Origin of the sequence: Pseudomonas sp. Sample_21 (genome assembly GCF_004307525.1) — a bacterium.
In the GTDB taxonomy this organism is placed as follows: Bacteria; Pseudomonadota; Gammaproteobacteria; order Pseudomonadales; family Pseudomonadaceae; genus Aquipseudomonas; species Aquipseudomonas atacamensis.
In genome coordinates this window covers 44,061-68,385 of sequence record NZ_RCNZ01000064.1, presented here as the reverse complement: position 1 = coordinate 68,385, position 24,325 = coordinate 44,061, and the positions used below count along the sequence as shown (strand labels likewise).

Sequence of the window (24,325 nt, the reverse complement as noted above, 5' to 3'; positions counted from 1 at the left end):
TTTCTTTGAGCGCTGCGCAGATTGCTAGGTTTTCACACAGTCTGACGATGGCCGGTTTTTTATTGCCATGAATTCAATAAAAAAATACCACCCGAATAAAGCAGCAACCTGCTAATCCCGTCCAGCAGGATTGTTCATCTCGTTGTTCAAACCAAACTCTTGCAACACACATGCAAACCGCCATAGATGAAAACCGCTTAGTCTGAAACCCGACTTGATAAATGGATTTCATCATGACGGGCAATATCGAAAAATCTTTCATCGCAACATTGAGAATGTTCGACCACAGGGTCGGCTTTCTTGAACAGCTGTACGGCAAACCGGCGATGGCTACCATCAGTCTGTTCAGCGGCGGTTTCTATACCGGACGCCCGCAAACACGGGATCAGTCCCACCTGCTCGGCATCCGGAGCAACGAGCAGAGCGGCCGGATAAAACCGCTGAAGCTGCATTTCGCTCATACCCCTGACGGCTACATCCTCACCGTGAAAAACCAGGGCAACTATTTCAATCAGGTAATCAGCAATCACTGGCTGGACACCGTCGAGGCCGTCAAGCCAGAGACTGACAACTTGACCACTTTTATTCTTGTCGACCGTAGCGGCACCGCTATAACGCTGGACAACTTAACGGGTGTACATACAGCTGTTTCTCTCAAACTGAAAAATCATGCCTATCTGGGCGGTATAAAAATCAGAAGTCTGCCTTACGTCTATCTGGGCAAAACCGAAGAACGTTCAAAGATCACTTTCATCCTGAGCATCGTCGAAAGACATGTACCAGTCATCAAAACGTGACTCACGCCCCGCCCAGAAAAAAAGGCATAGCCGCCAATTTTTCTCAAATGCTCAAGACCGGGCCATCCAGACAACTGGTAAGACCGGTCATGCCAATTTTCTAATTTTCCCTTGCGATCCGCGAAAACCTGCGCCTAGACTGCGCCTGCACTGGACATACCGGTAAGACCACAATAATTAAGTCCTGAATCCGCTGCGCCACGCGTACGGCAGCCAGGACACCGACCCAGGATTCCTCCCATGCTCAGATGGTGCTCGCGTTCAATCTTCCTTCAAGTGGTTCTCGGACTGATGCTCGGCATCGTCTGCGGGCTGACCCTTCCTGAATACTCCGCCCAGCTGAAACCGCTCGGCGATGGCTTCATCAAATTGATCAAGATGCTGATTGGCCTGATCGTGTTCTGTGTGGTGGTCAGCGGCATCAGCGGCGCGGGCGATCTGAAGAAGGTCGGACGCATCGGCCTGAAGTCGGTGATCTACTTTGAAGTGCTGACCACCATCGCTCTGGTGATCGGTCTGGTGTTCGCCTTCAGCACCGGCATTGGCAGCGGCGCGAACATTCATCTGGAGCAGCTCTCCAGCGCCGACATGGGCGACCTCGCCGAGCGCGGCCAGCACATGCACACCACCACGCAATTTCTGATGGACCTGATCCCGACCTCGGTGATCGGCGCCTTCGCTGACAACAATATTCTGCAAGTGCTGCTGTTCTCGGTGCTGTTCGGCAGTGCGCTGAATCTGGTTGGCGAAGCCGCTTCCGGGATTTCGCGATTGATCAACGAACTCAGCCACGTGATCTTCCGCATCATGGGCATGATCGTGCGTCTGGCGCCGATCGGCGTGTTCGGTGCCATCGCCTTCACCACCAGCAAATACGGTCTCGACTCGCTGCAGCACCTGGGCAGTCTGGTCGGTCTGTTCTACCTGACCTGCGTCGCCTTCGTCGCGCTGATCCTCGGTCTGGTGATGCGCGTTTCCGGTCTGCGCATGTGGCCGCTGCTCAAGTACCTGCGGGAAGAACTGCTGATCGTGATGGGCACCGCCTCTTCCGACGCCGTGCTGCCGCAGATCATGCGCAAGCTCGAACACCTCGGTATCGGCAGTTCGACGGTCGGTCTGGTGATCCCGACCGGGTACTCGTTCAACCTCGACGGTTTCTCGATCTACCTGACCCTGGCCATCGTGTTCATCGCCAACGCCACCGGCACACCGCTGGCGATGACCGACTTGCTGACGATTCTGCTGGTGTCGCTGATCACCTCCAAAGGCGCCCACGGCATTCCCGGTTCGGCGCTGGTGATTCTCGCCGCGACGCTGACGGCGATCCCGGCGATTCCCGTAGTCGGTCTGGTGCTGGTGTTGGCGGTGGACTGGTTCATGGGCATCGGCCGCGCGCTGACCAATCTGATCGGCAACTGCGTCGCCACCGTGGCCATCGCCCGCTGGGAAAAAGACATCGATGTACAGCGCGCGAACAAGGTGCTCAACGGTGAGCAGGGCTATAACTTTCAACCGCGAAAAACCGTCGCTCAGGCGGCGGCCAAAGAATTCTGAATGAGTGCCGTGCCTGCCAATATGCAGGCACGGCGCAGGGAGCCAATACGTGATTACAACTTCAACCGTCGTCAATTCAGTGGTGGAAAAACTCCGCGCCGCGTTGGCCCGTGGCCAATGGCGCTCCGGCGACATGCTGCCGGGCCAGCGCGAACTGGCCGAACAGCTGGGCATCAGCCGGCCCAGCCTGCGCGAAGCGGTGATCGTCCTCGAAACCCTCGGCCTGGTGCGCTCGATGCCGGGCAAAGGCGTAGTCGTGCTCGACGCACAACTCAGCGACAGCCAGAGCCACGACAGCGCAGTCGCCGGCGCCAGTCTCGAAGACGTGCTGCAACTGCGCTACACCCTTGAGCCGTTCATCGTCGGGCTGGTCGCGCAATCGATCAGCAGCAAGGAAGTCGGCCAATTGCGCCTGACCCTGATGGACATGCGCGAAGCCCTCGAGGCCGGTGACAGTGAGGCCGGAGTCAGTGCCTACATCGCTTTCCACGAAGAACTGTTCACGCTGACCTCGAACCCGATTTTCCAGAGCGTGGTACAGCAGACCAGCAACGCCCTCAAGCAAAGCGCCGAGGTATTGCGCAATTCCCCGGAACATCTGGCCGAACGCCTGGAAGAAAACGAAGCGGTAGTCCGCGCGATCCGCAGCAAGAACAGCGCTCAGGCCAGCGCCGAAATGCGTCGGCACATTCTGCGCGAAGGCCAGCGCATGGGCGTTGAGCTGAATATTCCGGACGACAACTTGCCCACCTGATTTGCCAGGAGAACGGCCATGAACAGTTTTGCTTCAGCCTCGCATGCCAATTCGACCGCCCTGCCCGTCTCTCGCCTGGGCACGCCGACGGAAGATCTGTATCCGCGAGTGTTCGACGCGATTCTCGAGCAGCGTATCGATGAAGACAGCCGGTTCACCGAGGACACTCTGCAGGCGATGTTCAACGCCGGCCGCGCCGATGTGCGGCGGGTGCTGACGCAGTTGTCCCACGAGCAGATCGTGGTATTGCGCGCCAATCATCGACCACGAGTGGCCGCGCCTGATCGGGAGCTGATCCGGCAGACCTTGCATGCGCGACGGCTGGCTGAGCACACCTTGGTGCGGTTGGCCTGTCAGCGTCCGCAGCCAGACGATCTGAAATGTTTGCGCACGTTGATAGAGCGCGAGAAGCGCGCCACCGAGCAGGCTCGGCGCGGGGCGGCGATTCGGTTATCGGGGGAGTTTCATTTGCAGTTGGCACGGATGGCGGGGAATGTGCCGTTGGCGCATTTTCTGCGCAGCCTGGTGCCGCTGACGTCGTTGGCGATTGCGCGGAGTCATTTTTCGACGCAAAGCTGTTGCGCATGGCAGGAGCATTTGTCGTTGGTTGAGGTTGTGGAGCGAGGTGATGTTTCCAAGGCCTGCATGTTGATGGATCGGCATCTGGATCATCTTGAGCAGACACTGCTCGGTCCAGACCTTGAGCATTGTGCTGTCGGTTAGACCGCCTTCGCGAGCAAGCTCGCTCCCACAGTTGACCGCATTTCTCTGGACGGAATACGGTCTCCTGTGGGAGCGAGCTTGCTCGCGAAGACGCCATCACTGACAACCAAGATCCATCAGGCAGAAGCAACCCTGGCAAACCCCGCCCGAATTTTCTCTTCCGGCAAATCATCGGCAATAAACACGATCACACTCTCGCGCGCCTCGCCCTCGGCCCATTCGGTGTCCCAGTCGAAACCATAGAGTTTCAGCACACCCTGAAACACCAACCGCCGATCTTCGCCGGCAATGTTCAGCACGCCTTTGTAGCGCAGCAACTGCTTGCCGTGCTCTTCCAGCAACTCGTTCATGAATTCGCTGAGCTGATCGATATCCAGCGCCTGATCGGTGCGCAGCACCAGGCTGGAGATGCGATCGATCGACGGTGCCTTGCTCACCGGACGCAGGCTCAAACCGCCGCCCAGGTCAGCATTGAGGTTGAAGCCGCGTACATCCAGCAGTTCGGCCAGATCGATATTGCCATGCTCGACCACGCGGATCGGCGCGCGGCGGTTGATTCGCGTGAGGCGTTCGCTCAGCGCAGTGAACGTCGCCTCATCGACCAGGTCGGTCTTGCTCACCAGCAAGCGATCGGCGAAACCGATCTGCGCCTGGGCAATGGTCTGGGTCAGGTGCACGTCGGCGTGAGCGGCGTCGACCAGGGTGATGATGCCGTCGAGCAGATAACGCTCGCGCAGCTCTTCCTCGATGAAAAAGGTCTGTGCCACCGGCGCCGGATCGGCCAGCCCCGTGCACTCGATCACCAGACGATCGAAGGCGATCTCGCCACTGTCCAGGCGTTCGAGCAGCAGGTACAGCGCCTTGGTCAGATCGGTGTGAATGGTGCAGCAGACGCAGCCGTTGGCCAGGGTCATGACTTGCACCGGCTCGTCACCCAGTAACTGAGTGTCGATGCCGGCGTCGCTGAATTCGTTTTCGATCACGGCGATTTTCAGGCCGTGCTCGGCTTTCAATAAATGACGCAGCAAGGTGGTCTTGCCGGCGCCGAGGAAACCGCTGAGAACCGTTACCGGAATGGGAGAAGACAAAACCCGATCTCCTGAAAAGAACACAAAAACAAATGTGGGAGCGAGCCTGCTCGCGAAAGCGGTGTGTCAGTCAAATCATTCATCAACTGACACTCCGTATTCGCGCGCAGGCTCGCTCCCACAGGGGATTACCTCAACCTGATGCTGTCAGCTCAACAGCACTTCGGCCCACCCTTGCCACCGTAACGGGCTTCCTGACGTTCGCGAAAGAACATCTCGTAGCTCATCACCGGTTTGTCCGGGTGTTTGGTTTGCATATGCTCGACGTAGGTGTCGTAGTCGGGCATGCCGACCATCAGGCGCGCGGCCTGACCGAGGTATTTACCGAGGCGACTCAGGTCATTGAACATGCTGCAATCCTCTGGTTACGCATCCGGCAGGGCCTGGAATGGCGATTCTTTATCCGTACGCTCTTTCTTGCCCCAGGCGGCAATGCCAACCTTGAGCGCGTAGAACAGGATGCTGAACACCACGAACAGGAACAGCGCGGTGAGTGTGGCGTTGGTGTAGGCGTTGAAGATCACGTGCTGCATCTGCTCGACGCTCTTCGCCGGCGCCAGCACCTGACCGTTGGCCAGCGCATCGCTGTACTTCTTGGCCAAGGACAGGAAGCCGATCGCCGGGTTGGCGTCGAACAGCTTGATGAAGCCAGCAGTAGTGGTGCAGATCAACAGCCAGGTGGCCGGCAACAGGGTGACCCAGATGTAGCGCTGGCGCTTCATCTTGATCAGAACCACGGTGCCGAGCATCAGCGCGATACCGGCGAGCATCTGGTTGGAGATGCCGAACAATGGCCACAGGGTGTTGATGCCGCCCAGTGGATCGATCACGCCCTGATACAGCAACCAGCCCCACATCGCCACACAACCGGCGGTGGCGATCAGGTTGGCGCCCCACGATTCGGTGCGTTTGAGCGCCGGTACGAAAGAGCCGAGCAGGTCCTGCAGCATGAAGCGTCCGGCACGGGTGCCGGCGTCCACAGCGGTGAGGATGAACAGCGCTTCGAACAGGATCGCGAAGTGGTACCAGAACGCCATGGTGTTTTCACCCGGCAGGACACTGTGCAGGATCTGCGCGATACCGACCGCCAGAGTCGGCGCACCACCGGCGCGAGCCAGGATGGTGGTTTCGCCGATGTCATGGGCAACCGCTTGCAGCGCCTCCGGTGTGATCGCAAAGCCCCAGCTGGTGACAACCTGCGCCACCGAAGCGACGTCACTGCCAACGACTGCGGCCGGGCTGTTCATGGCGAAATACACGCCCGGCTCGATCACCGAAGCGGCAACCATGGCCATGATCGCCACGAACGATTCCATCAGCATGCCGCCGTAACCGATGTAGCGGGCGTTGGTTTCGTTATCCAAAAGCTTCGGCGTCGTGCCCGACGAGATCAGTGCGTGGAAACCCGATACCGCGCCGCAGGCGATGGTGATGAACAGGAACGGGAACAGACCGCCCTTCCACACCGGCCCGGTGCCGTCGACGAACTGGGTCAACGCCGGCATTTTCAGCTCGGGCATGGTGATCAGGATGCCGATCGCCAGGGCGACGATGGTGCCGATCTTGAGGAAGGTCGACAGGTAGTCGCGTGGCGCGAGGATCAGCCAGACCGGCAGCGATGCAGCGACGAAACCATAGCCGACCAGCATCCAGGTAATCTGCACACCAGTGAAGGTAAAGGCTTTGGCCCATACCGGATCGGCAGCGATCTGCCCGCCCAGCCAGATCGAACCGAGCAGCAGCAATACACCGACCACGGAGATTTCGCCGATGCGGCCCGGGCGGATGTAGCGCATGTAGATGCCCATGAACATCGCGATCGGGATGGTCGCCATCACGGTGAAGATGCCCCACGGGCTCTCGGCGAGGGCCTTGACCACGATCAGCGCCAGCACCGCCAGGATGATGATCATGATCAGGAAGCAGCCGAACAGTGCAATGGTTCCGGGAATCCGGCCCATCTCTTCACGCACCATGTCGCCCAGGGAACGTCCGTTGCGTCGGGTCGACATGAACAGGACCATGAAGTCCTGCACCGCGCCCGCCAGCACCACACCGGCAATCAGCCAGAGTGTGCCGGGCAGATACCCCATCTGCGCCGCCAGCACCGGACCGACCAGTGGCCCCGCGCCAGCGATGGCCGCGAAGTGGTGACCGAAAAGAATGTGTTTGTTGGTCGGCACATAGTCCAGACCATCGTTGTTGAGCACGGCGGGGGTGGCCCGACGCGGATCCAGTTGCATCACGTTGTTGGCGATGAACAGACTGTAGTAACGGTACGCAACCAGATAAATGGCCACGGCAGCGACCACTATCCACAAGGCGTTGATCGCCTCGCCGCGGCGCAATGCCACTACGCCAAGGGCGCACGCTCCTACGATTGCCAGCACGAGCCAGGGTAAGTGGCGCAGCAGGCTATTATTATTTTTCATTTTATTATTCCAGCCAGGGTGGACAAGAAAGACAGCCACCCCGAGTTTAGCGCTTACGGCGCCAAAGGCCATACCCCGACATAGGTCTAGACGCTTGAGCGATTGGCTGGCGCCCGCATTCGCGGTCTATAGTCAGCGAACCTTCATGAGGATTGCGCCATGAGCGAGCACCCCGCCAATCGACGTCGTTTCAAACGTATTGCGTTCGATGCCAGAACCGAGCTGAAACAGGGCGAGTACATCTGGCCGGTCAAGTTGATCGACCTGTCGCTCAAGGGCCTGCTGATCGAGCGACCGGAGCCGTGGCTCGGGGATAAAGACCAGGACTTCTTCGTCGACATTCATCTGAGCGAAGACGTCGATATCGAGATGAACGTGCATCTGGCCCATGAGGAAAACGGCCACTTGGGGTTCATCTGCCGGCACATCAGCCTGGAATCAATCCAGCGCCTGCGCCGCTTGATCGAACTGAATCTGGCGGATGAGGCCGAGCTGGAGCGCGAACTGGGTGCCCTGATCGAAATCTAGCGCCACCCCCAACCCCGAATTGGAATGCCCTGTGGTGAGGGGAATCTATGTGGTGAGGGGATTTATGGGGTGAGAGGATTTATGTGGCGAGGGGATTTATCCCCGTTGGGCTGCGCAGCAGACCCGTTTTTTCAGGGCCGCTACGCGCCCCAACGGGGATAAATCCCCTCACCACAGAGGTTCGGCATTCACTCAAACAGTGCGTCAAGGGCCTGTTCAAGGCGGCTCACGGCGATGATCTGCAAGCCGGGAGGCGATTCCTTCGGTGCGTTACCCTTGGGCACGATCGCGCGTTTGAAGCCGTGCTTGGCCGCTTCCTTCAACCGCTCCTGCCCGCTCGGCACCGGGCGTACCTCGCCGGACAAGCCCACCTCACCGAACACCAGCAGATCATGGGGCAGCGGCCGGTTGCGCAAACTCGACATCACCGCCGCCATCAACGCCAGATCCGACGCCGTCTCCAGCACCTTCACGCCGCCTACCACGTTGAGGAACACGTCCTGATCGTGGGTCGGGATTCCACCATGACGGTGCAACACCGCGAGCAACATCGCCAATCGGTTCTGATCCAGCCCCAACGTCACCCGACGCGGGTTGGCCAGATGGCTGTCATCGACCAGCGCCTGCACTTCGACCAGCATCGGTCGGGTGCCTTCCCACGTCGCCATGACCACACTGCCCGGGACTTCTTCCTGAGCGCGGGTAAGAAAAATCGCCGATGGGTTGGAGACTTCTTTCAGGCCCTTGTCGGTCATGCCGAACACGCCCAACTCATTGACCGCGCCGAAACGGTTTTTCACCGCCCGCAGCAGACGCAGTCGACCATCGGATTCACCTTCGAAATACAGCACCGTGTCGACCATGTGTTCCAGAACACGCGGACCGGCCAGCGCACCTTCTTTAGTGACGTGGCCGACGAGGAAGATCGCCGTGCCGCTCTGCTTGGCGTAACGCACCAGCAACGCCGCACTTTCGCGCACCTGCGACACGCCGCCCGGGGCCGATTGCAGTTGTTCGGTGAAGATGGTCTGGATCGAGTCGATCACCATCACCTTGGGCTTTTCCTGGCGGGCGGTGGCAATGATGGTTTCGATGCAGGTTTCGGTCATCACCCGCAGTTGATCCTGCGGCAGGCCGAGACGGCGAGCGCGCATCGCCACTTGCTGCTGGGATTCCTCACCGGTGACGTACAGCGCTGGCATGCTCTTGGCCAGATTGCACAGGGTCTGCAGCAGGATTGTCGATTTGCCGATCCCCGGATCACCGCCAATCAGCACCACCGAGCCATCGACCAGACCACCGCCGAGCACGCGGTCGAGCTCACCGGACGCGGTGGAAAAACGTGGAATCTCTTCGATGCTGACTTCGGCGAGCGTCTTGATCTGCGCCTGCTGGCCAGCCCAACCGGTGCGCCCGGTGGGTGCCGTGGCGCCGCCGCTTTCGATCATGGTTTCGGTCAGGGTGTTCCAGGCACCGCACTCGCCACACTGCCCGGCCCACTTGGGAAAGGTTGCGCCGCACTCGGTGCAGCCGTACATGCGCTTGGCCTTGGCCATCAGAACCCCCGGAACAAAAGACGCGATGATAACGCAGCCACCGCCGATCAGCGCGGCGCAGCGGTACGGATTTCGCCGCTGGCCAGACGCGCGGCACTGTTACCCAGCGGATCCTCGGCATTGAGGTCGGCGCCCTTGGCTTTCAACGCATCAAGCAATTCCAGACGCTTGAACAGCCCGGCGTACATCGCCGCTGTTTGTCCGGCGCCGTTACGTTGGTCGGGGCTGCAATCGGTGGCCATCAGGCGCCGGGCGATCTGCAACTCGCCTTTGAAAATCGCGCCCATCAGCGCCGTGTTACCGCGCTGGTCCTGAGCACAGGCATCCGCGCCCGCTGCCAACAGTCGCTCAACCGCCGGCGCCTGACCGTGGTAGGCCGCCAGAATCAGTGCGGTGTAACCCTTGCTGTCGCGGATATCGAGGGAATAGCCGGACTCGATAAAGGTCTCGAGCATCGGCACGTCGCCACGCCGTGCGGCGTCAAAGTAGTAATCCTGCAACTGCGCCTTGATTGCCTCGGGGCTTTGCTCGACCGGTGCCGCCCACGCGGTGAACGACAGGCTCCCGGCCAGGCATAAAAGAAAAATACGCATCGGGCTCTCCTTGAGCGCACGCGAGGCGGGACAGCCCTCGCGTGCGCCGCATCGATATCAGTCGGTCAGTTTGGCCGCCAGTGCTTTCACACGGCTGAGGTCGCCCTTGGCCACTTCGGTCACACCGCTGCCGTACTCAGGGTCGGCCTTGTACAGGAAGGACAGGATGATGTGCTTGCTCTCGTCATCGGTGGTGGCCAGCGAGCCGCCGAAGCTGTCGATCAGGTCGCGACGTTCCTGCTTGCTGTACGAGCGATACAGATCACCGGCCTGCTTGAAGTTCTGCTCACGCTGGATCTTCGCCTGTTGCGTGCTGCCCGCCAGCGCCGACTGGCTGTAACGCGCCGCTGGCGTCTCTTCACGCGGTTGCAGACGACTCGGCTGGTAGTTGACGCCGGACTGGCTGGCGCCAAAATTCATCGCGCCATCCTGATTGCCATTGTTCACTGCGGTTTTCGGTGCGTTGATCGGCAATTGCAAAGCGTTGGCACCGAGGCGATACATCTGCGTATCGGCGTAAGAGAACACTCGGCCCTGCAACAAACGATCTTCCGAAGGCTCGATACCCGGAACTACGTTGGCCGGTGCCATGGCAACTTGTTCAGTTTCCTGGAAGACATTGGCCGGATTACGGTTCAAGACCATTTGTCCAACTTTGCGCTCGGCAATACCGGGCCAGATCTTGGTTGCATCCAATGGATCGAAATCAAACTTGGACAAATCCTGCGGCTTGAGAACTTGCACGTACAAGTCCCACTTCGGAAAGTTGCCCTTGTTGATATTACTCACCAAGTCGTTGGTCATATGACTGTAATCCTGACCTTGAACTTCGCTGACTTGTTTTGGTGTGAGGTTCTTGATGCCTTGAAGACTCTTCCAGTGAAACTTCACATAGTGAACTTCATTCCTGGCATTGATCAGCTTATAGGCATGAACACCATTGCCATCCATCTCTCGATAACTGGCCGGAGTGCCGTAGTTGGAATACAACTCGGTCAGTGTGCGGGTGGCTTCCGGTACATGGGAGAAGAAATCGAATCGGCGCGAATCGTCGTCGAGGTTGGTGCGTGGATCGGGCTTGAAGGCGTGGACCATATCCGGGAATTTGATCGCATCGCGGATGAAGAAGGTCGGGAAATTGTTGCCGACCAGATCCCAATTACCGTCAGCGGTGTAGAACTTGGTGGCGAACCCACGCGGGTCACGCAGGGTTTCCGGGGAATGGTTGCCATGCACCACCGCCGAGAAACGCACGAATACCGGCGTGCTCTGGCCTGCGGCGAACACCTTGGCCTTGCTCAGATCGCTGAGGTCATCGGTCACGGTGAAGGTGCCATGAGCGCCGGTGCCGCGTGCATGTACCACGCGCTCGGGAATACGCTCACGGTCGAAGCGCTGCAGTTTCTGGATCAGTTGCACGTCCTGCAGCAGCACCGGGCCGGTGGCGCCGGCGGTTTGCGAGTTCTGATTGTCACCGACAGCAGCGCCGTTGTCGCGGGTCAGCGGAGCGGCGTTGACCGAGAAGGTCAGCAGGCTGGCGGTGAGAACGCCGAGAGTGCGGCGATGGGGAAAAGCCCCCAGTCCAAGAGCGGAAGTCATATCAGGTTCCTCTGGTTTTATTGAGCGCATCCAGGTGCGCCACAGCAAGGCTAGAGGCCCGTGCCGAGGAACATAAATAGAAAGAACGTAACGCCATGATTGAAGAAATTGGCTTTCCCGTCAGCGGGTTAGCGCGTATTCCGCGCGCGATTGCTGGCATTTTGCAAACTAATCGTCAATTGATGTGTCGATAAAAACGGGCATTGTAAGAAGGTGTTTCGCGCAGGAGGCGTTTCGCTGATTTACACTGCCTACACCAAACTCATCTGTAACAAGGAAATAACTATGGGCGTGCTTAGCGAGTTCAAGGCCTTCGCGGTCAAAGGCAATGTGGTCGACATGGCCGTCGGTATCATCATCGGCGCGGCGTTCGGCAAGATCGTTTCGTCGTTTGTCGGCGACGTGATCATGCCGCCGATTGGCCTGTTGATCGGTGGGGTGGACTTCAGTGATCTGGCTGTCACGCTCAAAGCCGCCCAGGGCGATGCGCCCGCCGTGGTGCTGGCTTACGGCAAATTCCTGCAGACGGTGCTGGATTTCGTGATTGTCGCGTTTGCGATCTTCATGGGCGTCAAAGCCATCAACCGCCTCAAGCGCGAAGAAGCCGTAGCCCCGACCGCGCCGCCGATCCCGAGCAAGGAAGAGCAACTGCTGGGCGAAATCCGCGACCTGCTCAAGGCGCAGAACGAGCGGCCCTGAGGCATTCGCTACACATCAAAACGGCACCCGCGGGTGCCGTTTTCGTTACCAGTAATTCTCCACCGCAACCTGCCCTGGCTTGCGGGTCAGGCTCAGGCGCATGTCGCGCTGTTTCAGCAAGGCGCGGGTGTCGTCGATCATCTGCGGATTGCCGCACAGCATCACTCGCGAATGCTCTGGCGAGAGCTCAACCCCTGCCGCTCGCTCCAACTCGCCATTCTCGATCAACGTGGTAATCCGGCCCTGCAGCGCGCCTGGATGCGCTTCGCGGGTCACAGTGGGGATGAATTGCAGCTTGTGGGCGTATTCGCTCAGATAGTCACGTTGCGCCAACCCGGCGATCAACTCCTGATAAGCCAGTTCCCGCGCCTCCCGCACGCTGTAAACCAGAATGATTCGCTCGAATTTCTCCCAGACCTCGAAGTCCTGCAGGATCGACAGAAACGGCGCCACCCCGGTGCCGGTCGACAATAACCACAGGTCACGGCCGTCGACAAAACGATCCAGTGTCAAATAGCCGAACGCCTGGCGCTCAACCATCAGGCTATCGCCGACCTGTAGCCGGCTCAGCTCACTGGTGAATGCGCCGCCCGGCACGACGATGGAAAAGAACTCAAGAAACTCATCGAACGGCGACGACACCATCGAATAGGCGCGCCAGACCGTGCTGCCATCGGCCTTGGTCACGCCCAGCCGGGCGAACTGGCCGGCACGAAAGCGAAAGCCGGGATCACGGCTGGTGCGCAGCGTGAACAGGTTCGGCGTCAACGGTTGCACATCGAGCAAGGTCTGGGTGGTGTACTTCTCGGCACTGGCAGTCATGAGGCACTCCTTGAAACGATTGCCCATAGTGTCCCGCAAAATCGCGCTGCCAAACACTCGTGATTGGTAATGGTATTGACGGGATCAGCGCTAGACATTCGATTTGCTGGCAGTGCTGAATCTAGAGCAATAACTTTAAGATGCCAATTAAAATATAACAGCCTGTATTGCTAAGAACACTTTATAAAAAACATCAAAGTTTCAATCTCGAAAAAATGTAAGGCGTTTCGCAGGAAAGATCCTACACTTCGATTCGTGCCGGATTTTTTGGATCCATTTGGCGCCCCGATATCAGGCTATGGAGGCGATAGTTCATGGAAACGTGGAAGGAATCACAATTGAAACAACTGACATTTGCCAAAGGCATTGAGGCGGCATACCCGATACTGCTGAGATTTGCCGAGAATCTGGGCTTTAACTATTGTGCGATAGCGGTCACCTCCCCCCATCGCGAGGTCCATTTGAATGCCTTGCAAATCAATAACTATCCGAAAGAATGGAACATCCAGTACAACAAAGAGAACTACCGGAATATTGATCCGGTAATAGCGCATTGCAATCATTCGGTATTGCCGATCGTCTGGGAAGAAAGAGTATTCACCGATGCGCCAGAATTGTGGCAGGCGTTGAAACAGAATGGACTACAGCATGGCTGGTCGCAGGCCTTTCATGACGAAACCAGTGGTTTGTGCAGCATCATCAGCCTGGCGCGCACCCACTGCCCGATCAGCCCGCTCGAACTGTATGAGCATTACGGTTATCTGTTTTTTGCCAACCGACACTTCAGTGACCTGTATGCCCGCACCGTTCCCACACCGGCCAAGCCCAGCAAGCCGAGGCTATCGTCCCGGGAGCTGGAGATCATGAAATTGTCCGCCATGGGCAAGACCGCTCACGATATTTCGAGAATACTCAGCCTGAGCGAACGCACCGTTAACTATCATGTGCAAAACGTCATCGAAAAATTCAACGTCTGCAACAAGATTTCCGCAGTGATTGCCGCCGCTCGTGCCGGCATCATCTGAAAGCTGAGCGTTATCGCGCGGTAATCCTGCGAGTATTTAGGCGCAAAAAAACGTACCATTCAGGCCTTTCCGAGTGATGACGCAACCTGCTTGCATCGCAGTCCACTCGATCGGGTCCCGTCGCACCATCTGCCGGCAACGGGATATCTGCCGAATATCCTGAGTCCCCGCCCCATGCCTTTGCTCGAAACGCCTTTCGCCCAGCTCGACCTGATCCGCCAGCCTGAACAGCAGAATGAACCACTGCAAGCCTTCGATGCGGCGGACGAATACCTGCTCAATCATCTCGCCAGCGAACAACCTGCGAGCAGCACCCGCGTGCTGGTGCTCAATGACAGCTTTGGCGCCTTGGCAATCAGCCTGCTGGGCAAGGTCGAGGTGAGCAGCAGCGGCGACTCGTTCCTGGGTTTCGTCGGGCTGGAAAAGAATCTGCTGCGCAATGGTCAGGCGTTCGATGCGATTCGTCCGATTCCGGCCAGTGAGCCCTTGGTCGGGCCGTTTGACCGGGTGCTGATCCGCGTCCCCAAAACTCTGGCGCTATTGGAAGAACAGCTGATCCGCCTGCAAGGACAACTCGCTCCCGGCGCGCAAGTGATCGCCGCCGCCATGGTCAAGCATCTGCCGCGCGCTGCCGGCGACTTGCTGGAGCGCTACGTTGGTCCTGTGCAGGCATCGCTGGCAGTGAAAAAGGCGCGATTGCTGATCGCCACACCTGAAAGCAAAGCGCCCGCCACATCGCCCTACCCGACTCGCTATCGCCTCGACGAACCAGCGATCGAATTGCTCAACCACGCTAACGTGTTCTGCCGCGAAGGCCTCGACATCGGCACTCGCGCGTTTCTGCCGCATCTACCGAAAAACCTTGGCCACGCGCGAGTCGCCGACCTCGGTTGCGGCAACGGTGTTCTGGCAATCGCCAGCGCCTTGCAGAACCCGGATGCACATTACACGCTGGTCGACGAATCGTTCATGGCGGTGCAATCGGCTGCCGAGAACTGGCGCGCGGCATTGGCCGATCGCGAAGTCACCGTGCGCGCTGGCGATGGTCTGGCCGGGCAGGCGCCGCAGTCGCTGGACGTGGTGCTGTGCAACCCGCCGTTCCATCAGCAGCAGGTGGTCGGCGATTTCCTCGCCTGGCGCATGTTCCAACAGGCGCGCGAGGCACTGGTGGTTGGTGGTGCGCTGTACATCGTCGGCAACCGGCATCTGGGCTATCACAGCAAACTGGCGCGCCTGTTTCGTGGTGTCGAGCAAGTGGCGGCGACGCCGAAATTCGTCATCCTCAAGGCGCGCAAATAAAACTGCGGCGTAAAAAAACCCTCCGTGAGGAGGGTTGCAAATCCATACCCGAAGGCGCCGGGACGGGATGTTTCAGTGGGTGGTCAAACCTGCGGCATTCATGAACATGCGCATCAGGCTGGCGGCGATGAACAACACGCCGACACTGCCAACCCAGATCAGGGCCAACCAGCCGAGCCGCTGCCACAGCGGCTTTTTTTCGGCTTCTTCAATGTCGTGCAGGGAATGTTTGCCGGTCATTGCATCGATCTCCGTTAAGCCAAGGCGTCACTGCGGACGCCTTCGCGAGCAGGCTCGCTCCCACAGGGCAAGCCCAGCATGGGATTAGTGGTAACCGTCTTCGTGGGTGACCTTGCCGCGGAACACGTAGTAGCTCCAGAAGGTATACCCCAGGATGAACGGAATGATGAACAGCGTGCCGACCAGCATGAAGCCCTGACTTTGCGGCGGCGCGGCGGCGTCCCAGATCGATATCGACGGCGGCACGATGTTCGGCCACAGGCTGATGCCCAGACCGCTGTAGCCGAGGAAAATCAGCACCAGCGTCAGCAGGAACGGCGTGTAGTTGGCGTTACGTGCCACCGCGCGAATCAGGCCGTACAAGGTGACGAGCACCAGAATCGGCACCGGCATGAACCAGAACAGATTCGGCATGCTGAACCAGCGCGAGGCGATTTCCGGATGTGACAGAGGCGTCCACAGGCTGACGACACCAATCACTGCCAGCAGCACGAATGCCAGCGGTCGCGCCAGATCATGCATCTGTTCCTGCAATTTGCCTTCGGTTTTCATGATCAGCCAGGTGCAGCCGAGCAAGGCATAGGCCACCACCAGCGCCGCGCCGCAGAACAGCGTGAACGGCGTCAGCCAGTCCAGTGAACCACCGGCGAACTGGCGATTGACCACCGGCAGACCATCGATGAACGCTCCCAGCGCCACGCCCTGAAAGAACGTCGCCGCGATCGAACCACCGATAAATGCCTTGTCCCACAGGTGACGTTTTTCATCCTTGGCCTTGAAGCGGAACTCGAAAGCCACGCCGCGAAAGATCAGGCCCATGAGCATGAAGATCAGCGGCAGGTACAGCGCCGACAACACCACCGAATAGGCCAGCGGGAAGGCGCCGAACAACGCCGCGCCACCCAGTACCAGCCAGGTTTCGTTGCCGTCCCAGACCGGGGCGACGGTGTTCATCATCACGTCGCGATCGGTCTTGCCGGGTACGAACGGGAAGAGAATGCCAATGCCCAGGTCGAAGCCGTCCATGACCACGTACATCATGATGCCGAAGATGATGATCACGGCCCAGATCAGCGGAAGATCGATACCCATGAGTCAAATCTCCTTGGTCAAGCGAGTGTTGTCTTCGTGCTCGCCCTCGGCCGGGTCGTCGGCTGCGGACAACGGACGCGCCGGGGTGCGTTTCTTGCCTGGACCACCGTCCGGTGTTTCGCTGCCTTCGCTGATCTTCGGCCCTTTGCGCACCAGGCGCATCATGTAGCCGAGACCGGCGCCGAACAGGGCGAAATAGACCACGACGAACATGATCAGGGTGATGCTCATCTGCATGAAGCTGTGGTTGGACGAAGCATCTGCGGTGCGCATCAGGCCATAGACCACCCACGGTTGACGGCCGATTTCCGTGGTGAACCAGCCAGCGAGAATCGCGATCAGACCGGACGGCCCCATCCACAAGGCCAGATGCAGGAACGGCCGCGAGGTATACAGCGAGTCACGCTTGCGCAGCCACAGACTCCACAAACCGGTGAAGATCATCAGGAAACCGAGGCCGACCATGATCCGGAACGACCAGAACACGATGGTCGAATTCGGCCGGTCTTCCGGTGGGAACTCCTTCAGCGCCGGCACTTGTTTATCCAGCGAGTGGGTGAGGATCAGGCTGCCGAGGTATGGAATCTCTACGGCGAACTTGGTGCGTTCCTCTTTCATGTCCGGCCAGCCGAACAGGATCAGCGGCGTCGCTTCGTCGCCATGGTTTTCCCAGTGGCCTTCGATCGCAGCGATTTTCGCTGGCTGATGCTTGAGCGTGTTGAGGCCGTGGAAGTCGCCGATCACCGCTTGAATCGGCGCGACGATCAACGCCATCCACATCGCCATCGACAGCATGGTGCGGATCGCCGGGTTGTCCCTGCCGCGCAGCAGGTGCCAGGCCGCCGACGAGCCGACGAAGAACGCCGTCGCGACGAACGCGGCCGTGGCCATGTGCATCAGCCGATAAGGGAATGACGGGTTGAAGATGATTGCCAGCCAGTCGGTGGGGATCACCTGACCGTTGACGATTTCAAAGCCTTGCGGGGTCTGCATCCAACTGTTGGAGGCGAGAATCCAGAAGGTCGAAATCAGCGTGCCGACCGCTACCATCACCGTCGAGAAGAAGTGCAGGCCGCGCCCGACCTTGTTCCAGCCGAACAGCATGACGCCAAGGAAACCGGCCTCAAGGAAGAACGCGGTGAGCACTTCATAGGTCAGCAACGGCCCGGTGACGGCACCGGCGAAGTCGGAAAAACGACTCCAGTTGGTGCCGAACTGATAAGCCATGACCAGCCCGGAAACCACGCCCATGCCGAAGTTGACGGCAAAAATCTTCGACCAGAAATGGTAGAGATCGCGGTAGGTGTCGTTGCGGGTCTTCAGCCACAAGCCTTCGAGCACCGCCAGGTAACTCGCCAGGCCAATGGTGATGGCCGGGAACAGAATGTGGAACGAGATGGTGAACGCGAACTGAATTCGGGCGAGATCGAGAGCCTCTAAACCGAACATATGGCTTCCTCTGTCAGGTAATACGGGTAGCTGGCCCGGAGGCCTGCACCACTGCCCCCACGGATATGGAGTGCGGCGAATTCGGATTCGTTCTTTTTTTGCAACCATCGCAACGCAGGGAGTCTGGCCAAATGGCCGCCAGATCAGTTCCGGTCGGGGTCTTGATCTGGATCAAGCAACGTTGAAAGAGTAGTCCCATTTTTGCCAATGAACTGCGTGGTGGTTTGCCGCGTGACAAGTTGCCTCACTCCCCTGTGGCGAGGGGATTTATCCCCGTCCGGCTGCGCAGCAGTCGTCGTTTCGAGATTTTGGGGCCGCTGCGCGACCCAACGGGGATAAATCCCCTCACCACAGGGCTGATTGTCAGCATGAAAGATCGATGTCTGGCTAACTGAATTGTTTCTCGTAGCAACTTCCTGTTACAGACTGGTGATAATCTCGCCGTTCACTCGTCCAAGACCTGCCTTCAGATGCGCACACAAGAGCCCCTGCTGTTACGTCACCATCGTCCGTTCATGGCTTTCTGGCTGGCGCGGATTTTCACCGCCAGCGGGTTCCAGATGCTCACCGTGGCAATTGGCTGGAACCTGTATCAACTGACCGGCAACGTGCTGGATCTGGGCCTGGTCGGGCTGGTCGAATTCGCCCCGCGGGTGCTGTTCATGCTGCACACCGGGCATGTCGCTGATCGCTACGATCGGCGCAAGGTCGCCGCGCTTTGCCAGTCATTGCAGGCGTTGATTGCCTTGGCGCTGGCCATCGGCAGCGCCACCGATCACGTCACCCGCGAGATGATTTTCATCCTCGCCTTTCTGCTCGGCGCCGCCCGTTCGTTCGAGATGCCGACGACTCAGGCGCTGCTGCCGAGCATCGTCCCCAGTGCGCTTTTCCCCCGCGCAGTTGCCGCCGCGCAATCGGCGCAACAGTCGGCCACCATCGTCGCCCCGGCCCTCGGCGGTTTGCTCTATGCATTCGGCAGCGTCTGGGTCTACGGCCCGACCGTGCTGCTGTATGTGATCGCCTGTTCGCTGATGCTCAACCTGCCGGCACGCCAGACGCCATTGAATAAAGGCAAAGCCACGCTGGACTCGCTGCTGGCGGGGATTCGCTTCATCCGCAGCCGCCCAGACATCCTCGGCGCGATCTCGCTGGACCTGTTCGCCGTGTTGCTCGGCGGCGCCACGGCGTTGCTGCCGGTGTTCGCCAAGGACATTCTGCTGACCGGCCCGTGGGGTCTGGGCTTGCTGCGTTCGGCACCAGCGGTGGGTGCCCTGCTGATGTCGCTGTTTCTCGCGCGATATGCCGTCGAACGCAACGTGGGCCGAGTGATGTTCACCGCCGTCGGCATCTTTGGCGTCGCGACCATCGCTTTCGGTCTGTCGACCTCGTTCTGGTTCTCGCTGGCGGTGCTGGTGGTGCTCGGCGCAGCGGACATGATCAGCATGGTCATCCGTGCCTCGTTCGTACAGCTGGAAACTCCTGACGAAATGCGCGGCCGGGTCAGCGCGGTCAACGGGCTGTTCATCGGCGCTTCGAACCAGTTGGGCGAATTCGAATCCGGCCTCACTGCCCACTGGTTCGGCACCGTGCCGGCGGTGGTCATGGGCGGGATCGGCACCCTGGTGGTGACGGGGACGTGGATCAAACTGTTTCCGACGTTGGCGAATCGGGACCGGATGCATGTGCCGGTGGAAGAGAAGGTCTGAGTTTTTTGGAAAAAACTCACCTGCTCAGCACATATCAAGCGACAACGTGCGGTACATAGTTACCGCACTGAGTGTAATGTATCGCCTTACACTCGCCGCCATGATCAAATCCTTTCAGCACAAAGGCCTTCGTGGCTTCTATGAAACAGGTACGACTCGTGGAATTCGTGCCGACCATGCAAAACGGCTGTCGCGCATGTTGCAGTTCATGGATCGAGCGACACTTCCCGGCGATCTGGACTTGCCGGGCTGGCGCCTGCATCCGTTGAAAGGCGAGCTGAGTGAATACTGGTCGCTCAGCGTTTCAGGCAACTGGCGAGTGATCTTTCGTTTTGTCGGTTCGGATATCGAATTGGTCGATTATCTGGACTACCACTGACAGGAGGCAGGCTCATGCCCATGCACAACCCGCCACACCCCGGTGAAACCCTGCTGCTGGATGTCTTGCCCGAGCTTGGTATCAGCGTGAGTGAATTGGCCCGGCACCTTGGCTTTGCACGCCCGCATCTTTCGCGCGTACTGCACGGACACGCGCCAATCAGCCCGGATCTGGCAGTACGACTTGAGCGTGCAGGGATCGGCAAGGCGCGCGTTTGGCTAGGCGTCCAAACCGACTACGATCTTTGGCAAGCGGAGCACCGTGAGCAACCAATGATAGAACCCCTCGCAGCCCACGGCTGACCCGTCAGGCCATCAACTCCCCCGCCACCCTCGCCCGCAACGCCTTGCCACCAAGCTGCTCGACCAGGGTCAGGGCAAATTCCAGCGCCGCGCCCGAGCCTTGGGCGGTGATGCAGTTGCCGTCGACCACCACCGGTTGATCAACAAACGTACAGCCGGACAACTGATGGCTGGCGCCGGGCAGGCAGGTCATGCGGCGCTGGCGCAGCACGCCTGATGCCTGGAGGGCGGTGGCTGGGGCTTCGCCGATGGCGGCGAACAGTCGGCCGGCGCTGGCCTGGTCCTTGAGCAATTGCTGCAAGGGCTGATGCGCCGCCAGATGCCGGGAACCGACGGCACCGCCTGGCAGGACGATCAGGTCAAAAGTCTGTGCCAGCACATCGACCAGCATGCCGTCGGCAGTCAGCCGGGTGCCGCGCGCACAGGTCAGCATGCGCCGACCTTCGATGCTGGCGGCGACCACTTCGATGCCGGCGCGGCGCAGTACGTCGATCAGGGTCACGCTTTGCAAATCGTCGATGCCCTCGGCGAGGGCAATCAGGGCTCTGGAAATCATGGGCGCTTTCCGCTGGGTAGTCAGTCAAGCGTAGTCAGCTTTGTCCCACCTTGTTCGCAGACAGCCGTTACTTGATGTAAAGCTGAGTCGAAAGCGTGTTGCGCGGAGCGTTGATCGAGGTGTTGCTGAAGTTGAAGGTGCCTTGCTGTTTGCCGGCCAGATCGAAGGTATAAAGAGAACCGACGGTTTTGCTGCCAGGGATGCATTCAGTGAGATTGCCATTATCGAAGGCGCACACCGGACCTCGGGTGCCGTTGACCTCGAAGCCATCCAAAGTCACGTGTGGCTGGTTCTGGCCATAGCCGACTTCCAGCACATAGACCTTGATATTCGGCCCGCTGTGATTGCATTGGGTTTGCGGCTGGTTATCGGCAATATCTTCCAGACCGCAGGATGGCGATTGCACTTTGATCACCTTCACCTCGGTGAGCGGCGGCGCCGATGCCGCGAACGCCGGAGCTGTCAGCAGCAGTGCTGCAATCCATCCGAAAATCCTGATCCCGCCGTTGCGCATGCCTGCCCACTCCAAAAAATCAGCGCGCAGTATGGCGCAGTTGTCGGCTGCGCAAAACTTCGCCGACGATCGACACCAACATCCGCCAAATTCCTCACGCGGCTGGTATGATGCGCGGCTTTTTCCGACCCACGACAATTTCCCAGGCGCTTGCGACGGTCTGTGCTTTGCTGTTGAGGTCGATACATTCACGGCGCCACGCGCGCCACGGGGAGCAGACATGCTGGAAAGGCTGTTTCAACTCAAGGCACACAACACAAACGTGCGCACCGAAATTCTTGCGGGCGTCACGACTTTCCTGGCCATGGCTTACATTCTGTTCGTCAACCCGAGCATCCTCGGCGAGACCGGCATGGACAAGGGCGCAATTTTCGTCGCCACCTGTCTGGCGGCCGCCATCGGCTCGACCGTGATGGGCCTGATCGCCAACTACCCGATCGCCCTCGCTCCGGGCATGGGCCTGAACGCCTTCTTTACCTACACCGTGGTGCTGCACATGGGCCACACCTGGCAGGTGGCGCTGGGTGCGGTGTTCATTTCCGCCGTGCTGTTTTTCCTGCTGTCGATCTTCCGCATCCGCGAATGGATCATCAACGCCATTCCGCTGCCACTGCGCTCGGCGATTGCCGCCGGTATCGGCCTGTTCCTGGCGCTGATCGCCCTGCACAACGCCGGTATCGTGGTCAGCAACCCGGCGACCATGGTCGGCCTCGGCGATCTGACCAAACCGGCACCGATTCTGGCCACCGTCGGCTTCGCCGTGATCGTCGCCCTCGAAGCGCTGAAAGTGCGCGGCGCGGTGCTGATCGGCATTCTCGCCGTAACCATCGCCTCGATCGTACTGAACGTCACCGAGTTCGGCGGCATCATGTCGATGCCGCCGTCGCTGGCGCCGACCTTCCTGCAACTGGACATCAAAGGCGCACTGGACATCGGTCTGGTCAGCGTGATCTTCGCCTTCCTGTTCGTCGACCTGTTCGACAACTCCGGGACCCTGATCGGCGTCGCCAAGCGCGCCGGCCTGATGGGCAAGGACGGCCACATGCCGAAAATGGGCCGTGCGCTGATCGCCGACAGTACGGCGGCCATGGCCGGCTCGCTGCTGGGCACGTCGACCACCACCAGTTACATCGAATCCGCTGCCGGCGTCAGTGCCGGTGGCCGCACGGGCCTGACCGCCATCGTCGTGGCAATCCTGTTCCTGCTGGCGCTGTTCTTCTCGCCCTTGGCGGCCAGCGTTCCGGCATTCGCCACCGCGCCAGCGCTGCTGTTCGTCGCGGTGCTGATGACTTCCGGCCTGGCGGAAATAGACTGGGACGACATCACCGTGGCAGCACCGGTTGTGGTTACCGCACTGGCCATGCCGTTCACCTATTCGATCGCCAACGGCATCGCCTTCGGCTTCATCGCCTGGACCGCCATCAAGCTGCTGTCCGGCCGTGCCCGTGAGCTGAACCCGGCTCTGGTGATTCTGTCGATTCTGTTTGTGATCAAGTTGGGTTGGTTCAACGCATGAGTTTCGATTCCCAAGCCTACGCCGAACAACTCGAGGCCAAGGTCACGCGCTTGCGTGATCTGCTGGCATCGTTCGATGCACCCGAGCCGACGGTGTTTGACTCGCCTCTGCAGAACTTCCGCCTGCGCGCCGAATTCCGCCTGTGGCGCGAGGGCGGCGAGCGGCATTACGCGATGTTCTCTCAGGACGACAAGCGCACGCCGATACTCATCGAAGAATTCCCGATTGCCAGCCTGCGCATCAACCAGTTGATGCCGCAGTTGAAGGCCGCGTGGCAAGCCAGTTCGGCGCTGAGCCACAAGTTGTTCCAGGTCGAATTCCTGACCACGCTGGCCGGCGACGCGATGATCACCCTGTGCTATCACCGTCCGCTGGACGAGCACTGGCATGCGGCGGCAACTCAGTTGTCGGCGGATCTGGGCGTGAGCATCATCGGCCGCTCCAAAGGCAAGCGCGAAGTGCTCGGTCAGGACTATGTCGTGGAGAAACTCGAAGTCGGCGGCCGCACCTTCAGCTATCGCCAGCCCGAAGGCGCGTTCACCCAGCCCAACGGCACGGTGAACCAGAAGATGCTCAATTGGGCATACGAAGCCTTGGGCGATCGCAGCGACGATCTGCTCGAGCTGTACTGCGGCAACGGTAACTTCACCCTGCCGCTGGCGACTCGCGTGCGCAAAGTGCTCGCTACCGAAATCAGCAAGACTTCGGTCAACGCGGCCCTGAGCAATCTCAGCGAAAACGCTGTGGATAACGTCACGCTGGTGCGCTTGTCCGCCGAGGAACTGACCGAAGCGCTCAACGAAGTGCGCCCGTTCCGTCGCCTGCACGGCATCGATCTGAAGAGCTACGAATTCGGCAGCGTCTTCGTCGACCCACCACGCGCCGGCATGGACCCGGACACCTGCGAACTGACCCGGCGCTTCGACAACATCCTCTACATTTCCTGCAACCCGGACACCCTGGCGGCCAACATCGCCCAGTTGCATGACACCCACCGCATTACCAAGTGCGCGATGTTTGACCAGTTCCCGTGGACCCATCACATGGAATCCGGTGTGCTGCTGACCCGGCGTTGATTGCGGGTAGCTGATACGGAAAAGCC

At 59.5% G+C, this 24,325-nt stretch carries 25 protein-coding genes; 13 read left to right on the top strand and 12 right to left on the bottom strand.

Going from position 1 to position 24,325, the window contains the following annotated elements; translation table 11 throughout:
• The first annotated feature begins 221 nt into the window (after positions 1–221).
• From D8U71_RS10775 to D8U71_RS10760, 4 genes are all read left to right on the top strand, one after another.
• Positions 222–797: a hypothetical protein gene (locus D8U71_RS10775; RefSeq protein ID WP_130887748.1), complete on the top strand. Its 576-nt coding sequence runs from the start codon at positions 222–224 to the stop codon at positions 795–797.
• Between the two features lie 240 nt (positions 798–1,037).
• Entirely contained in the window at positions 1,038–2,351 is a 1,314-nt protein-coding gene (locus D8U71_RS10770; protein ID WP_110603140.1) for a C4-dicarboxylate transporter DctA, read from the top strand.
• Positions 2,352–2,400: 49 nt separating this feature from the next.
• On the top strand, positions 2,401–3,105 hold the full coding sequence (locus D8U71_RS10765; RefSeq protein ID WP_016773102.1) for a FadR/GntR family transcriptional regulator: 705 nt from the start codon (positions 2,401–2,403) through the stop codon (positions 3,103–3,105).
• A gap of 18 nt (positions 3,106–3,123) precedes the next feature.
• Complete coding sequence (locus D8U71_RS10760) at positions 3,124–3,828, top strand: GntR family transcriptional regulator (protein WP_125925965.1); 705 nt, start codon at positions 3,124–3,126, stop codon at positions 3,826–3,828.
• A gap of 116 nt (positions 3,829–3,944) precedes the next feature.
• On the opposite strand, the gene yjiA is transcribed toward D8U71_RS10760, so the two are convergent.
• From yjiA to D8U71_RS10745, 3 genes are all read right to left on the bottom strand, one after another.
• Complete coding sequence (yjiA, locus tag D8U71_RS10755) at positions 3,945–4,916, bottom strand: GTPase (protein ID WP_130887747.1); 972 nt, start codon at positions 4,914–4,916, stop codon at positions 3,945–3,947.
• Between the two features lie 152 nt (positions 4,917–5,068).
• On the bottom strand, positions 5,069–5,266 hold the full coding sequence (locus D8U71_RS10750) for a YbdD/YjiX family protein (protein ID WP_003228401.1): 198 nt from the start codon (positions 5,264–5,266) through the stop codon (positions 5,069–5,071).
• Between the two features lie 15 nt (positions 5,267–5,281).
• Complete coding sequence (locus D8U71_RS10745) at positions 5,282–7,348, bottom strand: carbon starvation CstA family protein (protein ID WP_016773099.1); 2,067 nt, start codon at positions 7,346–7,348, stop codon at positions 5,282–5,284.
• A gap of 159 nt (positions 7,349–7,507) precedes the next feature.
• Between D8U71_RS10745 and D8U71_RS10740 the strand changes: the two genes are divergently transcribed.
• On the top strand, positions 7,508–7,876 hold the full coding sequence (locus D8U71_RS10740; RefSeq protein ID WP_130887746.1) for a PilZ domain-containing protein: 369 nt from the start codon (positions 7,508–7,510) through the stop codon (positions 7,874–7,876).
• 188 nt (positions 7,877–8,064) lie between these two features.
• Here D8U71_RS10740 and radA read toward each other — a convergent pair whose 3' ends face one another.
• The 3 genes from radA to katB are packed head-to-tail and all read right to left on the bottom strand — an operon-like array spanning position 8,065 to position 11,624.
• Positions 8,065–9,432, bottom strand: coding sequence for a DNA repair protein RadA (gene radA, locus D8U71_RS10735; protein ID WP_024014403.1), 1,368 nt, complete (start codon positions 9,430–9,432; stop codon positions 8,065–8,067).
• 47 nt (positions 9,433–9,479) lie between these two features.
• Positions 9,480–10,025 (bottom strand): ankyrin repeat domain-containing protein, encoded by a 546-nt coding sequence (locus D8U71_RS10730; protein WP_130887745.1) that lies wholly within the window; start codon positions 10,023–10,025, stop codon positions 9,480–9,482.
• A 57-nt stretch (positions 10,026–10,082) separates the two neighbouring features.
• Positions 10,083–11,624, bottom strand: coding sequence for a catalase KatB (katB, locus tag D8U71_RS10725; protein WP_016773095.1), 1,542 nt, complete (start codon positions 11,622–11,624; stop codon positions 10,083–10,085).
• A 285-nt stretch (positions 11,625–11,909) separates the two neighbouring features.
• On the opposite strand from katB, the gene mscL reads away from it, so the two are divergent.
• A complete protein-coding gene (gene mscL, locus D8U71_RS10720; RefSeq protein ID WP_024014404.1) occupies positions 11,910–12,323 on the top strand; it encodes a large-conductance mechanosensitive channel protein MscL in 414 nt (137 codons plus the stop codon).
• Positions 12,324–12,368: 45 nt separating this feature from the next.
• On the opposite strand, the gene D8U71_RS10715 is transcribed toward mscL, so the two are convergent.
• Positions 12,369–13,145: a ferredoxin--NADP reductase gene (locus tag D8U71_RS10715; RefSeq protein ID WP_130887744.1), complete on the bottom strand. Its 777-nt coding sequence runs from the start codon at positions 13,143–13,145 to the stop codon at positions 12,369–12,371.
• Between the two features lie 314 nt (positions 13,146–13,459).
• Between D8U71_RS10715 and D8U71_RS10710 the strand changes: the two genes are divergently transcribed.
• Both D8U71_RS10710 and D8U71_RS10700 read left to right on the top strand, forming a co-directional pair.
• Entirely contained in the window at positions 13,460–14,170 is a 711-nt protein-coding gene (locus D8U71_RS10710) for an autoinducer binding domain-containing protein (RefSeq protein WP_177434897.1), read from the top strand.
• A gap of 174 nt (positions 14,171–14,344) precedes the next feature.
• Entirely contained in the window at positions 14,345–15,469 is a 1,125-nt protein-coding gene (locus D8U71_RS10700; protein WP_130887743.1) for a class I SAM-dependent methyltransferase, read from the top strand.
• A 72-nt stretch (positions 15,470–15,541) separates the two neighbouring features.
• On the opposite strand, the gene D8U71_RS10695 is transcribed toward D8U71_RS10700, so the two are convergent.
• The 3 genes from D8U71_RS10695 to D8U71_RS10685 all read right to left on the bottom strand — a co-directional run bounded on the left by D8U71_RS10695 (position 15,542) and on the right by D8U71_RS10685 (position 18,250).
• A complete protein-coding gene (locus tag D8U71_RS10695; protein WP_016773090.1) occupies positions 15,542–15,709 on the bottom strand; it encodes a DUF2474 domain-containing protein in 168 nt (55 codons plus the stop codon).
• A gap of 84 nt (positions 15,710–15,793) precedes the next feature.
• Complete coding sequence (gene cydB / locus D8U71_RS10690) at positions 15,794–16,801, bottom strand: cytochrome d ubiquinol oxidase subunit II (RefSeq protein WP_024014408.1); 1,008 nt, start codon at positions 16,799–16,801, stop codon at positions 15,794–15,796.
• A gap of 3 nt (positions 16,802–16,804) precedes the next feature.
• Positions 16,805–18,250 (bottom strand): cytochrome ubiquinol oxidase subunit I, encoded by a 1,446-nt coding sequence (locus tag D8U71_RS10685; protein ID WP_125925961.1) that lies wholly within the window; start codon positions 18,248–18,250, stop codon positions 16,805–16,807.
• 470 nt (positions 18,251–18,720) lie between these two features.
• Between D8U71_RS10685 and D8U71_RS10680 the strand changes: the two genes are divergently transcribed.
• The 3 genes from D8U71_RS10680 to D8U71_RS10670 all read left to right on the top strand — a co-directional run bounded on the left by D8U71_RS10680 (position 18,721) and on the right by D8U71_RS10670 (position 20,637).
• The gene (locus D8U71_RS10680) at positions 18,721–19,956 is read left to right on the top strand and encodes an MFS transporter (protein ID WP_130887742.1); all 1,236 of its coding nucleotides are present in this window, start codon (positions 18,721–18,723) and stop codon (positions 19,954–19,956) included.
• Between the two features lie 100 nt (positions 19,957–20,056).
• Positions 20,057–20,335 (top strand): type II toxin-antitoxin system RelE/ParE family toxin, encoded by a 279-nt coding sequence (locus tag D8U71_RS10675; RefSeq protein WP_038861219.1) that lies wholly within the window; start codon positions 20,057–20,059, stop codon positions 20,333–20,335.
• Positions 20,336–20,349: 14 nt separating this feature from the next.
• The gene (locus tag D8U71_RS10670) at positions 20,350–20,637 is read left to right on the top strand and encodes a HigA family addiction module antitoxin (RefSeq protein ID WP_016773085.1); all 288 of its coding nucleotides are present in this window, start codon (positions 20,350–20,352) and stop codon (positions 20,635–20,637) included.
• Between the two features lie 4 nt (positions 20,638–20,641).
• Here the strand turns inward: D8U71_RS10670 and D8U71_RS10665 are convergent, their stop codons facing one another.
• Both D8U71_RS10665 and D8U71_RS10660 read right to left on the bottom strand, forming a co-directional pair.
• On the bottom strand, positions 20,642–21,193 hold the full coding sequence (locus tag D8U71_RS10665; RefSeq protein WP_130887741.1) for a DJ-1 family glyoxalase III: 552 nt from the start codon (positions 21,191–21,193) through the stop codon (positions 20,642–20,644).
• Between the two features lie 67 nt (positions 21,194–21,260).
• A complete protein-coding gene (locus D8U71_RS10660) occupies positions 21,261–21,707 on the bottom strand; it encodes a DUF4879 domain-containing protein (protein WP_130887749.1) in 447 nt (148 codons plus the stop codon).
• A 220-nt stretch (positions 21,708–21,927) separates the two neighbouring features.
• Between D8U71_RS10660 and D8U71_RS10655 the strand changes: the two genes are divergently transcribed.
• Together D8U71_RS10655 and trmA are read left to right on the top strand one after the other, a co-directional pair.
• Positions 21,928–23,223, top strand: coding sequence for an NCS2 family permease (locus D8U71_RS10655; RefSeq protein ID WP_016773083.1), 1,296 nt, complete (start codon positions 21,928–21,930; stop codon positions 23,221–23,223).
• Positions 23,220–24,299: a tRNA (uridine(54)-C5)-methyltransferase TrmA gene (gene trmA / locus D8U71_RS10650; protein ID WP_123443299.1), complete on the top strand. Its 1,080-nt coding sequence runs from the start codon at positions 23,220–23,222 to the stop codon at positions 24,297–24,299. Before D8U71_RS10655 ends, trmA begins: the two co-directional genes overlap by 4 nt.
• Positions 24,300–24,325: the final 26 nt, after the last annotated feature.